This window comes from Porcincola sp. LCP21S3_C12 (assembly GCF_052118625.1).
In the GTDB taxonomy this organism is placed as follows: domain Bacteria; phylum Bacillota; class Clostridia; order Lachnospirales; family Lachnospiraceae; genus Porcincola.
Window position 1 is genome coordinate 1 of sequence record NZ_JBQKGW010000033.1, and the last position, 11,646, is coordinate 11,646.

Sequence of the window (11,646 nt, forward strand, 5' to 3'; positions counted from 1 at the left end):
ATCGCAATCGTCCTTTTTGCACTGATACCGGACCTTCTCGTAAGAAACCCCGGTGTATTCCGCAATCTTCCGATTGCTCATCCCGCTTTTTCGAAGCAGGAGCACCTGCTCATTTTTTTCTTCTGTTTGATCGTTCTTCTTCATGGGTATTCTCCTTTTGCCCTAAGGTTGTAAGTACAAGAATTCCTTCCCTACGTGCAGAACAGATCTGTCCGTTCTGAGCAAAGGAAGATAGGTTATCCTTGCAGATATATGCGGACCATTCAGGCGTGATTTTGAACGGTCCGGGAACATTCTCTCCTGCACAGATAAACGGAACTTTCGGAGAGAAATCGGAAATGAAAAAAGCCACCAGCCTGTAAAAAGCTGATGGCTAATAAATCTTAAGTTTATTGATCTTATTAAGGAAATTATGTACAATCAAATATAAATACCTGCCATTCGCTTGCCAAAGAACAATGGAGGAATCGAATTTTCATGGGCACAATCGTAAAACCTATTAAATCCGCTCAAGAGCTCGTTGCTCATATGCAGCAAAAGGGCATCACTTTTCATATTGTCTCGCCGGATAATGCTGCCGATTATATGAGAAATAACAATAACTATTTTCGTGTAGCCTCATATCGGAAGAACTACAACAAACAGCTTGACGCAAACCAGAATCCAATTGATAAATACGTCAATCTTGACTTTGGCTACCTTCAGGATCTCGCAATAATCGATATGGAGCTTCGATACACCTTTCTCCAGTTATCGCTTGATATTGAGCATTTCACCAAACTGGAACTGCTTCGAGAAATCGACAATCATGATGAAGACGGATATCAGATCGTAATTGACTATATAAACTCTCTTGATGCTGAGCATAAAAAACATCTGCAAAGCGAATTAGAGCAAAACCGAAACAGTATTTACACCGGTGATATTTACAAGAAATACATCTCCAATCTTCCTGTTTGGGTTTTTCTCGAGCTCATACCGCTTGGAACAATACTTCACTTTTACAGTTTTTGCGCCATTCGCTTTGGATCAAAAGATATGCAAGACAATCTATATATTCTTCTGGATTGTAAAAACATTCGCAATGCATGTGCTCACAGTGACTGTATTATATACGATCTACATGTAAATACTTCGCGGCACAAAACAAACTATCTTATTAATCGAAAGCTTTCTCAATTGCCTGGTATCACCCGAAGCATACGTACAACTCGAATGAGTAATGACCGCATTCGCGGCCTGATTTGCATTCTCTTTATGCATAATAGGATTGTGACAAGTGAAGGTGTGCACAACAAAGCGGCCAAGAAGCTACATGTATTTGAGGAACGTATGTTCAGACATTTCGACTACTATTATACAAATTCACTGATATCATCTTCTTTTGATTTTTTGCGATTAGTTATTGACAACTGGTTCCCAATCACATAAACTATAACCACAAGGAAAAAGCAGCAATGCTTTTGCAAGGGCCTTATCGAGAGATCGGGCTCTATTTTTCTGCTTAAAATTACCTGTAGGCATCTTGTTAGGTGCCCACAGGTTCTTTTTACTTCACCCGGATCTTCCACCCTGCCTGGATCAGGTTTACATTTTTGATCAGGGATGCGTTCAGCTTCTGGATGGCAGATACGCTGGTTCCATACCTTCTGGCAATTCCAGAGAGCGTGTCTCCTCGCTGCACGGTATAGTAAACTGCCTGCGGCTGAGCCTTTGCGCGAATCAGTTCATTCACCTTTGCCTGCACAGCGGAAGCATCATAGCCGGAAGAAGCAAGGCGTCTTCTCCTCTCAGAGCCGTTCCCCCACTTCCCCGCCAGTACTTCACGTGCAAGCTTGTCTACGGACTTCGTCGCGGTATTCTCCTTGTAGCGAAGCACATGGTTCCAAGGGAAATTCCGGTATGAACGGATCAGAAACTCACGTCCGGTCTGGTCACCGGGAGCGCCGCCTACCGCTGTTCCCCTCTCATTGATGGATGCCTCGACCTCTTTTCCATTCCCGCAATACATCGCGGTGTGGTGCGCGGTGTTTAAAAGAACATCGCCGCGCCTAAGGCCTGCTCCGGTTGCAAGGTTCACCGTGCCGGTTACGTCTTCAAAGTCGCAGGACAAAAAGACCGAAAACATGTTGCCGGTATAGGTCGCACCCTTTGTCTTTACCGGCACACCGGCTGCCTGCCATGCCGAGATCACTGCCGAGGAGCAGTCAAAGTCTCCCTTCTCTCCCCAGCGATATCTCTGGTCATAGCCGTGTGCGTTATTGTTTGCATGATTTTCCATCCACTGGATGGCAGATTCTGTTTTACTCATGATTTTCTCCTCCAACTCAAATATCGATTTCCTGCAAATCAAAAAGCCCTCCGGGTTTTTAAGCCCGAAGAGCCAAACATAACATTGCTCCCTTTACGGAAGGAGCAGCCGAGATACGAGGATCACCTCCTCTCACGCATCTGTCTTGTTGAGCTGCTTGTAGATCTGGTTTACACCAGTCGCGGCGAGACCGGACACAATGCCGACAGCAAGGGCATTGATGACATCCTTTGCCGGGAAGTCCGGCATGAGATACAGCCCCGCGATGCCGAGCACCGCACCGACGCATCCGCAGATCACCGGGATCAGCTCATCCTTCACAGAGCCAGCTGCTTTGCAGCCGATGCCGACAAGATACGCAATCACTGTGATTGCCGCCACACTTGCAATTCCAAAATCCATAAGTCATTCCTCCTTCTTTTTATTTCTGTCTGCCGAAAGCGGCAGTTCCAGACACTTCTTGTACAGGGACTCTCCGGTGCCATTTCCACCGAGTGCCTTGTACGGCTTGTACAGGTACTCAAGGTTGCTCCGGTCCTCAGGAGAGCACCATCCCCGAGCAATAAAAAAACTGCAGGCCTGATAAATACGGTCATGCAGCAGTGCCATCATTCCTTCTTTTATTTCATCGTTCTCCTGTTTTCGCCGGAGCAGCGTCCGCCAAAGCCACGTGAGGACGGCAAGGATCAGGGCAAAGAGCTCCTGAATCCAGTATTTCAAGATAAAGTCGATCAATGGAATCATCTCCTCTCTGTTTTATCATGCTCTTCTTGTCTTCGTTATGCACACTCACTTTCCGCAATATAGAAGTATCCCCGATCGTCTCCGTTGTTCTGGGAGCTATCCTTCGAATACATAATCTGAATGGTATGTGGCTCATTGTCGGAGATGAGATATTCCGCTTTATAATAGGTGGATGACGACTGCTTTCCACTTGTGGTCTGCGCCGTACTTCCGCCTCTCGATGCGGCTGCATCCAGAGTGGATGCGATCGTATAGTCATAGGTGCTTTCTGCATAGGACCGAATATAGACCACAAACTTCTGATAGCCGACGATCGTAATCGTTGCTGTCGATGTTCCATTATTGATGTGGTAGGATCCGGCATCGGATTGATAGACTGTATTGTTGTCTACTTTGGAACCGGTATCCACCCACTGTCCATTCCCCAGATCCACCGTATAGTGCTTACGGATAAAGACCACCGTCGTCGATGCACTCCCCCATGTCCCGGATGAGGCTGTGACCGAAAGCGTAGCGTTTGACGCAGGAGTGCTTAGTGTCAGAACGCCGCTGGATGCATCGAGGCTGACACCGGATAGACTTCCCGCCGACCAGGTGATACCGGTAAGATCTCCGGTCACTGCATATCCATCCTGATCGACAACAGAAAGAACGCTTTTGAAGTCAAAGCTCGATGCCACAGCAAGTACATACACCGTCTCCGGAAGAGAAATCCCAGCCGCTGGGTACACGGTATGATAATGAATCGTAGCATTCGTTGCTCCCCACGGAGCATTGGCTACGGCACCTTCCGCCCATGGCACATAGATATGGCTGAGATTTGTACAGCCTTGAAAGGCATTCGAATAGATTCCATTTGCCGGCGTGGAATGCATGCGAAGCTCTGTCAGAGCGGTACAGTTTTCCAGGCTGTGATCATAGATGCCATTGATCGTGTCCGGAAGATACGAGAAAGACACCGTTGCGCAGTTATAAAAAGCATATCCTGCGAGCGTCCGCAGTTTTCTCGGAAGCTCCGTCATTCTTAAATTCTTACAGTTATAAAACGTATACGTGTAGATGTCGTAGAGCGAAGATGGAATCACAACTTCCTCCAGAGCCGTACAGTTGTAGAACGTATAGCTTGACACCATCGTGGTTCCAGCCGAAAGCTCCACTCTCTTCAGTTTTGTGCAATCGGAAAAGGTACGGATTCCCATCGACAGAAGAGCTGGAACACGGACGGATTCCAGCTTCGTGCAACTGGAAAACACATATTTTCCGAGGCTCTTTACCGAATCCGGAATTGTAAAATTTGTGATGCCCGTATTATTTAAGGCGTAATCGCCGATGGCAGCAATCTGAGGCGGAAGCGTGGAAAGCGTAAGTGACGTACATCCGCTGAAGACATAGTTTTCGAGGGTCAAAAGATTCTCCGGAAGCGAGGTGAGTGCCAGAGATTGGCAGTTCTGAAAGGCATTCGATCCGATGGAAGTAATCCCTGACGGAAGACTTGTCAGAGCCAGTGCCAAACAATCACAGAAGGCACTGTTTCCAATCGTCGTTACACTTTCCGGAAGGGAAGCCGTTTGATATTTGTTGCATTCATAAAAAGCGCCTTCACTGATGGTCTTCAGTCCGGACGGCAAGGAAAAGTCGGTCAGTTCGGAGTCATATTGAAACAGGTAGGAAGGAAGGGTGATCACTTGATCCGAAACCGTCACCTTAGTGAGCTTCTTATTGGATGCAAAGGCATAACTTCCCAGAGTCTTTGCTATGGGAAGATCGATTTCCTCGAGCACTGCATCACCATTCCCTTCCCCAAGAATTCCCGATCGCTGGACACTCGTCACATGATCTCCCTTGATTTTGACAGCGCCGATATTCTGAAGGCTGTAGGATACAATCAAATCCGCCATTCCAAGATCCAGTTCTGCGAGGTTTCTTGCCGCAAGCCCCGCGCCAACCGTGCCGATATTGACCGTGGAAAGGCTGCGGATGGCGGCTGACATATCCTCCGGTTTGTATTTTGTTGTTCCTCCCGTTTTGCTTCGGATCGCATCCGCAATCGCGGTAAAGATTTCTGTAAGGGATGCCATCAGTACTCCTTTCCCAGAGCGGACTCCACATCATTGGGTAAATCCACTTCCTGTGCTGTTCCTTCCGAATCGGTCAATGTCAGTTTGTGATCCACAAGGGCTAAGGTATAGGTCCGTCCGACCGGGATATCAACGCTCTGACTGATCTTGTCCCCATTCGAAAGGGTAATCGTCTTTCCGGAGATCGAAAGCGTATAAGTCATGGTCTTTGCCGCCTTTGTGGCTTCTTCACTCATGTTCAGGTTTCGGAGCGCATGCACAATCGCATCCCTGACTTCTTCTCCCCGGGAAGCCGTCTCGATGGTATTCAGCTCCTTCTCCATATCTTCCATATTTTTTTCCGCCTCCTTCCGAGTGATGATGCTTGCCCCATATTTCCTTCTCTTTATCTCCTTCTCCGTATTTCCTTTGCTGTATTTCCTTTTCCCTATTTTTTTCTTCGCACTTCCTTCTCCACCTTTTCTTATGAGAGAAGATAACTTTCAAACTCCAACTCGGTATAAACCAGTCGTGTGTTCTCCTGATCAAAGTCAATGGAGTAATTGGAAAGGCGATTCTGGTCAGCAGTTTTCAGGTTGGCATCGATCTTTGTACTTGTGTAATAGCCTTTGGGATCCAGGGTCAGCTCAAACACGTTGATGTTGCTGTTCGTCGTTCCTTCATAGACGATCCTCCCCTGATAGGCGAGAAACGGAACATAGAGAAGCGAGGTAAGGTTTTCTCCCTTCACACCCAGTTTCCGATAGGTCAGGTAGCCGGCCTCGTTGAGGTAAAGAAGGAAGCAGCACTTTTGAATCTTCGCGTCCTCATTTGCCTGGAGCATGGCCCCATATTGATCAATTGGAGACGGACCGTAATCGGAAATCATCGGTGGGAATAAAATCCACTGTGCATAACGCGCCCGATATTCCGTCATATCGGGATACACCTTTTCTTCTCCGACCATCACTTTTCCGATCCGCTTTTTTCCAACGTAGATCGGCTGCGAAAGTTCTTTGAAGGAAACGTCGTGAAAAAGGATGCCCATTTCTCATACTCCTCCAGACTCGATAAAATAAACGGTTTCCGGATTTTTCTCAGACAGCGCGTCGTACTCCTCCTGAGTACCGATCCAATGATGCCAGCCGTCACCCTCTGATAAGTTGTCCATTTCGTCCTGCATCGCGGTGATGTTGTCCTGAATATCTCCAATATCCTCCTGAATGCCTGTCACATCATCCTTCAAGTCAGACACATCCTCCTGCATTTCCTTCACCTCTTCCGTCTTTATATCCGCATAGATCTCGGTGAGGGTCTGACGCACCGGTGTTCCCAGTGTGATCTGCTTGGTCGCTGTATCGAGCTTCAGGCTCATCCGGGTAAGCGGCAGATCCTTTTCCACCAGATGAGGCTTGGAGACGCAATGGATCCTTTGTCCGACGCGGAACGCCTCGAAATTCGGATTCAGAAAGTGAAGCTCTGACGCATCACACTCGATGGACAGACGATCAAACTGCAGGGAACTCAGATATTCCACGCCATCCTCAAAAAGCGTATGCGGATCGGACACCCCGGAGAAGGTCACTGCCTTTGTGATTTTCCCATATGTGACGACGGCCTCCGATTCCACAATCTTTTTTCCATTGTTTACGCTTTCTACAGTCAGAGGATTCCCGGTTGTATGGTCCGTATCTCCCAAGGGAAGAACGCAGGTTGCCACCTCCTCGCCTCCCCTATTTCCGGAGATATCCAATAGGTTCAGACCGAACTCGATCGGCTGGTTACAGGTGTAGGGCATCTCAGAAAGCCAGTCGATGTAATTTACACTGCCCTCTCGCCGTACAAAAAAGTAACCTCCCTCTGCAGCAAGGCACTGCCTCTTCAAGACATCCATCGTCTGCTCGTAGTGCAGCTTTCGGTAAACCATCTTGTCCGGAATGGTCATGGTGCCAACGGTAAACTGACGGTTCGATGCGACCTGCCGGTTATGATTTGCCACTACCAGACGGAAGAAGTCACGGATGGAAATCCGGTCATATTCCTGCGCATCTTGTACCGAATCGTTGAAAAAAGCCAGCGCTCCCTCACAGGATACCTTTTTTTGCCGGTAGTAGTCCGTCTGGATTCCAATCGGGCGTCCGAACCAGAGAAGATGGTTCCCCTCATACACTTCAATATCCGAAGTCAGAAGATGGACGTTGTCATAGAAGACATGACGGGCGGGCATGGTAAAATCAAAACTCCCGGACGTATTCAATTCCATCTCCAGCGTTGGTTCCAACAGAACCATGTCCGGGTAATCATAGTTAAAGATGGAAACTCCATCCATGAAAACCTGATAGATCATAAGCTTTTCCCCAGGGAATAATCCACAAGCACCCGTCCCTTTCCGGCAAAAACCATCCGGTTATCTCCGGGCTGAAGGAGGATGGCATCACTCTTATTCTCCCCCTTGGAAAGGGCGTGATCGACACCATCAAAAGTGACGGTCATCTGGGCGGAGCACAGAAAGGTCGGAGAAACTTCAAGGCCGGAAGGATTGATCAGATTCCGTCCTTTGGTTCCGTCGACATCAAAAGTTCCATAGTAGATGATGTTGTCAAAAAGATCATCCCAGAGCCAGTCATACCCTTTGGTAGAGGCGGCGATATATTTATAGGGCTCCAGATTGTAATCAAGGACAATCGTTGAGTTCTTCTCCTCCGATTTCCAGCCATTGACCGATATCCGCCCCGTATAGAAGTGATCCGGATCATCGGTGAGAATCAGCTTTTCCATCCTCCCATGGAGGGTCATCAGAAGATCCGTGTAAACCTCCACCCATTTTTTACCGGGCCGCAGCCAGAATTCCCAGGACCCCGTTCTTCGTCCATACCGGACCTTTCCCGTGAGGACATCGGAATAATCCAGTTGTCCGTCCCCGCCCGGGACATCGATATACCTGGTCTTTACTTCCGGCTGGGCAACGTGGAGCCTGTTTTTTGCCACAAGCCCCCATTCTTCGAATATGTGATGTCCGCCGATAATCACCGAATGCTCCATTTATCCCCTCGCCTTTCTCCCGGCGATTCTGCCGAGCTGTTCATTCATCTTCGGAGCAAGACTGCCAACCAGTGTACCGGAATCCAGAACCACCCTCTGATTTACCATCTGCGGATAGTACTCCCGCATCAGGGACATCAGCTGATTGCCCAGAGTTACTATTGCCTCGGCTGCCGCATCCTGTCCGGATGCTTCCGCAATCATGCTTTGAAGTTTTCTGGTGCCGACCACGGCCTCCTCTCCCGCTTCCCCACCGCCGAGAAGACTTCCGCCGGACAATCCAAAGATGGTCGGCCTCTGGAGAAGATAGGGTTCGTCCATGGCCTTTTTGTACCAGCTGACCGAAAGATGTGGAACCGATGGCGGTTTCAGGGACAGGGAGCCGCTAATGGAAAAATGCGGAAGTTTGATGTGTGGAAGCTGAAGGCGGCATCTGGAGAAAAAGTTCCGGATTCTGGCAAGGCCTCCGCTGACCACAGTCTTGGCGCTTTCCATTGCCCCGGAAAAGGCTAATTTAACGCCTGCCATCTTGCTTCGGACAGTTGCAAGAATCGATCCAAGCTTTCCTCCGGTCACCTGGTTCATCATCTGGAACCCTGCCTTCCATAGATTCTGATATCCGGCCATCGCGGTCCGGATGATCCCTTTTATACCGCCACTATGACTGGCAATGCTTGCCTTTATCGCGCTCCATGCCGCTGTAGTATTGGTCTTTACAGTATTCCATGCATTCGAGATATTTGTCTTTATCCCGTTGAATACGCTGGATGCGCCTGTTTTCATACCGTTCCAGACAGTCGATACGCCGGTCTTTATCCCGTTCCAGGCGGTGGTTGTTACCGTTTGTATTCCGTTCCAGAGACCTGTAAAGAAGGTGCTAAGGGAAGTGCCGACTGCCTTTACGCCACTGCAGACGCCTTCCCAGACACCCTTGAACCAGTTAGAGATCGTTCCCCAGTTCTTTATAATCGCAATGACAGCGACGACAGCCGCGACTACGGCGGCGATGATGCCAATCATGGGAAGTAAGCTCACCGAGCTGAATGCTGTCATCGCGCCGGAGAGTCCTCCGAGATGCGTCATGACCTTACCGATGCCTGATGTGATCGTGCCGATTGAGCTTGTCACCTTGCCGATCCCGACAAGGACAGGACCAACCGCGGCCGCAACAAGCGCTGCCTTTACGATAAACTGCTGCATGGGTCCGGGCAGCTTTTCCCAGAATCCTGCGAACTGCTTTAGGGCGGCTGCCGCCTGAGAAAGCATAGGGGCAAGGACTTCTGATAGGGAGTTCCCGATCTCAGCCCCTGTGACCTTCAGCTGATTAAGCGTGGTCTTAAACTTATCAATCGGGTCTAAGGTATCGTCAAAGGTCTTTGATACGTTGCCGGAGAAGGAACTCATATCGGAGGAGAATCCATCAAGGGAGAGCTTTCCGGTTTGCATGGCGTTATAGATGGAAGCGCCGGCCTTGGATCCGAATAGATCGTAAGCGGCCTGCAGCTTTTCGGTATCGCTTTTATTGGAGTGCATGGTATCAGAGAAGCCCTTCAGTGCCTGGTCAAGAGTCTTCCCGTCCCCGGCGGCTTCCTTCATGGCTTTCTTCATACCTGCCATCGCGACTCCTACGTCAAGGCCGGACATCTCGACATTCCCGAGGAACTGCGCGGACTGCGTGGCGTTAAGCCCCATTGCCTGAAGCTGTGCAGCGTTCTGTGAGAGATCCTGCGAAAGGGTATCCATTGAAAGACCGGTAGCCTGCCCGACAGAATTTAAGACATCAAGCATACCGCCCGTCTGGGAGGCATCCATGCCGAAGGCGTTAAGCACCGAGGATACGTTATCGATGGAAGTCGATACGTCCGTGTCATTTAAAGAAGCAAACTCCACGAACCGCTGGGAGAGATCCTTAAGTTTCTCCCCGGTAAGACCGAACCTGGTATTTACCTCGCCGATTGCGGACCCCGCCGTAGCAAAGTCAGTCGGGATGGTTGTGGCGATATCGTTTGCCGCATCCTGCATTTCCTTTAATGCCTTGCCACTTGCCCCGGTCTTTTGCGTGACGATATCCGCTCCCTCATCCACTTCCTTAAAAGCGGCAAGGGATGCCGCACCGACGGCGGCAATCGGGGCGGTTACATGGGTAGAAAGGGAAGTGCCGACTCCTGCGATCTTGTCGCCGACATCCTTCATCTTTTGACCGGTCTGCTGGAGCTGGACACCCGCCACAGAACCGACATCCTTGAACTCGGACTTCAGCTTTTCAAGGGACTGCTTGGTGTTTTCAATCTCACGGGTCAGAGCCTCCTGCTGCTTGAAGGTCTCCTCGGTTTGCGGTCCTTGCTGCAGTTGCTTTAAGGCATCCTGCTCCTGCTTGAGTTTCTCTTTTGTGTCAGAGATCGCTTCAGAGAGATACTTCTGCTTCTGGACGAGAAGGTCAGCGTTGCCGGGATCAAGCTTTAAGAGCTTGTTTACATCCCTAAGCTGATCCTGCGTCTGGCGGATAGACTTGTTTACGCCCTTTAAGGCATCGGACAGCTTGGTCGTGTCACCGCCGATTTCTACAGTGATTCCTTTTATACGGTCAGCCATCGCTGTCCTCCTTTCTGAAAAATGGCATCAAAAAACCGGAGCACTACGATGGAGTAGTGTTCCGGCAATCGAACCGAAATATTAATATAAACTGGAAGTTATCTCTTACAAACAGTATTCATCAATACAATCATAACTACACAATCAATTAACGTAATTGCAAGAAAAATGTATGCAAATACGGCTGGCATAATTTCTTCCCATATCGCCATTACAAGAACCAAAACAGTTATCACAGACATTCCTGCTCCTGTGACTCTACATAATTTCTTTTCATCATATTTGCTTTTTTCTGATTTACTTGCTGTATTATATCCTGCAATTAGACCTGCACCACGACCAGTAAGTAATACTATACTCATTAAAGCAAAAATAACAAATACCACCCACATTATCCAGTCTGGAGCGTTACTTATATCTTTAAGTGTCATAACCTTACCCTCCCCAAAATTCAAATTTATCACTCTAAAGCCGTCAACCGTTCATTAAGGAATTGCTCTACACAATCTGCAAAGTCTAACTCCATTCTTTCGGCAAGAACGGCCAACCACCAGACACATTCGCCAATCTTGGAAGGAAGCAGCTCTTTATCTTCACTTGGCCAGCGTCCCTGATTATCCATCGTAAATCTTCCGATCAATCCAGCATCAGTCAGAAAAGCTAACGCATCTTCTTCCACCGACCAGACAGAGCCGTGAATCTGCCTTTCCAAATCATGATAGCGGCTTCTTATTTCTGCTGACTGTGTACTCACATCTTTCAAATCCATATATCAACACCTCCATAAATTCCGATTCTTAATATATGAGTAGAGGCTTTCATAGTCTCTGCTCTTTCTTTATGATGAAGGTGATTGGTCTGACGTAATTTCCGATTGGGACACCACGCCCGAAGTTAAAT

At 48.6% G+C, this 11,646-nt stretch carries 12 protein-coding genes; 1 reads left to right on the forward strand and 11 read right to left on the reverse strand.

The features are described 5' to 3' along the window. The first annotated feature begins 477 nt into the window (after positions 1 to 477). Positions 478 to 1,431: an Abi family protein gene (locus tag ACTQ1N_RS11965; RefSeq protein WP_441476428.1), complete on the forward strand. Its 954-nt coding sequence runs from the start codon at positions 478 to 480 to the stop codon at positions 1,429 to 1,431. Between the two features lie 118 nt (positions 1,432 to 1,549). Here the strand turns inward: ACTQ1N_RS11965 and ACTQ1N_RS11970 are convergent, their stop codons facing one another. The 11 genes from ACTQ1N_RS11970 to ACTQ1N_RS12020 form a co-directional block, all read right to left on the reverse strand. Then, on the reverse strand, positions 1,550 to 2,311 hold the full coding sequence (locus ACTQ1N_RS11970) for a LysM peptidoglycan-binding domain-containing protein (RefSeq protein WP_441476427.1): 762 nt from the start codon (positions 2,309 to 2,311) through the stop codon (positions 1,550 to 1,552). Positions 2,312 to 2,443: 132 nt separating this feature from the next. Then, positions 2,444 to 2,713 carry a phage holin family protein gene (locus ACTQ1N_RS11975; protein WP_441476426.1) on the reverse strand — a complete coding sequence of 90 codons (270 nt, stop codon included), beginning with the start codon at positions 2,711 to 2,713 and terminating at the stop codon, positions 2,444 to 2,446. A gap of 3 nt (positions 2,714 to 2,716) precedes the next feature. Further along, positions 2,717 to 3,046: a hypothetical protein gene (locus ACTQ1N_RS11980; RefSeq protein ID WP_441476425.1), complete on the reverse strand. Its 330-nt coding sequence runs from the start codon at positions 3,044 to 3,046 to the stop codon at positions 2,717 to 2,719. A 44-nt stretch (positions 3,047 to 3,090) separates the two neighbouring features. After that, entirely contained in the window at positions 3,091 to 5,133 is a 2,043-nt protein-coding gene (locus ACTQ1N_RS11985) for a leucine-rich repeat domain-containing protein (RefSeq protein WP_441476424.1), read from the reverse strand. Next, on the reverse strand, positions 5,133 to 5,465 hold the full coding sequence (locus ACTQ1N_RS11990) for a hypothetical protein (protein ID WP_441476423.1): 333 nt from the start codon (positions 5,463 to 5,465) through the stop codon (positions 5,133 to 5,135). The genes ACTQ1N_RS11985 and ACTQ1N_RS11990 overlap by 1 nt, the downstream gene beginning before the upstream one ends. A gap of 131 nt (positions 5,466 to 5,596) precedes the next feature. Further along, the gene (locus ACTQ1N_RS11995; protein WP_441476422.1) at positions 5,597 to 6,160 is read right to left on the reverse strand and encodes a hypothetical protein; all 564 of its coding nucleotides are present in this window, start codon (positions 6,158 to 6,160) and stop codon (positions 5,597 to 5,599) included. A 3-nt stretch (positions 6,161 to 6,163) separates the two neighbouring features. After that, entirely contained in the window at positions 6,164 to 7,459 is a 1,296-nt protein-coding gene (locus ACTQ1N_RS12000) for a phage upper tail fiber protein (protein WP_441476421.1), read from the reverse strand. Then, complete coding sequence (locus tag ACTQ1N_RS12005) at positions 7,456 to 8,154, reverse strand: hypothetical protein (RefSeq protein ID WP_441476420.1); 699 nt, start codon at positions 8,152 to 8,154, stop codon at positions 7,456 to 7,458. Before ACTQ1N_RS12005 ends, ACTQ1N_RS12000 begins: the two co-directional genes overlap by 4 nt. Beyond that, on the reverse strand, positions 8,155 to 10,746 hold the full coding sequence (locus ACTQ1N_RS12010; RefSeq protein ID WP_441476419.1) for a phage tail tape measure protein: 2,592 nt from the start codon (positions 10,744 to 10,746) through the stop codon (positions 8,155 to 8,157). It lies immediately after the preceding gene. Positions 10,747 to 10,844: 98 nt separating this feature from the next. Further along, positions 10,845 to 11,177 carry a DUF3784 domain-containing protein gene (locus ACTQ1N_RS12015; RefSeq protein WP_441476418.1) on the reverse strand — a complete coding sequence of 111 codons (333 nt, stop codon included), beginning with the start codon at positions 11,175 to 11,177 and terminating at the stop codon, positions 10,845 to 10,847. 29 nt (positions 11,178 to 11,206) lie between these two features. Continuing rightward, the gene (locus tag ACTQ1N_RS12020; protein ID WP_441476417.1) at positions 11,207 to 11,515 is read right to left on the reverse strand and encodes a hypothetical protein; all 309 of its coding nucleotides are present in this window, start codon (positions 11,513 to 11,515) and stop codon (positions 11,207 to 11,209) included. Positions 11,516 to 11,646: the final 131 nt, after the last annotated feature.

Excerpts from the sequence above, each read along its gene's own strand:
- ACTQ1N_RS11965 (WP_441476428.1), top strand. The coding sequence starts at position 478 with ATGGGCACAATCGTAAAACCTATTAAATCCGCTCAAGAGCTCGTTGCT.
- ACTQ1N_RS11970 (WP_441476427.1), bottom strand. The coding sequence starts at position 2,311 with ATGAGTAAAACAGAATCTGCCATCCAGTGGATGGAAAATCATGCAAAC.
- ACTQ1N_RS11975 (WP_441476426.1), bottom strand. The coding sequence starts at position 2,713 with ATGGATTTTGGAATTGCAAGTGTGGCGGCAATCACAGTGATTGCGTAT.
- ACTQ1N_RS11985 (WP_441476424.1), bottom strand. The coding sequence starts at position 5,133 with ATGGCATCCCTTACAGAAATCTTTACCGCGATTGCGGATGCGATCCGA.
- ACTQ1N_RS11990 (WP_441476423.1), bottom strand. The coding sequence starts at position 5,465 with ATGGAAGATATGGAGAAGGAGCTGAATACCATCGAGACGGCTTCCCGG.
- ACTQ1N_RS11995 (WP_441476422.1), bottom strand. The coding sequence starts at position 6,160 with ATGGGCATCCTTTTTCACGACGTTTCCTTCAAAGAACTTTCGCAGCCG.
- ACTQ1N_RS12000 (WP_441476421.1), bottom strand. The coding sequence starts at position 7,459 with ATGATCTATCAGGTTTTCATGGATGGAGTTTCCATCTTTAACTATGAT.
- ACTQ1N_RS12005 (WP_441476420.1), bottom strand. The coding sequence starts at position 8,154 with ATGGAGCATTCGGTGATTATCGGCGGACATCACATATTCGAAGAATGG.
- ACTQ1N_RS12010 (WP_441476419.1), bottom strand. The coding sequence starts at position 10,746 with ATGGCTGACCGTATAAAAGGAATCACTGTAGAAATCGGCGGTGACACG.
- ACTQ1N_RS12015 (WP_441476418.1), bottom strand. The coding sequence starts at position 11,177 with ATGACACTTAAAGATATAAGTAACGCTCCAGACTGGATAATGTGGGTG.
- ACTQ1N_RS12020 (WP_441476417.1), bottom strand. The coding sequence starts at position 11,515 with ATGGATTTGAAAGATGTGAGTACACAGTCAGCAGAAATAAGAAGCCGC.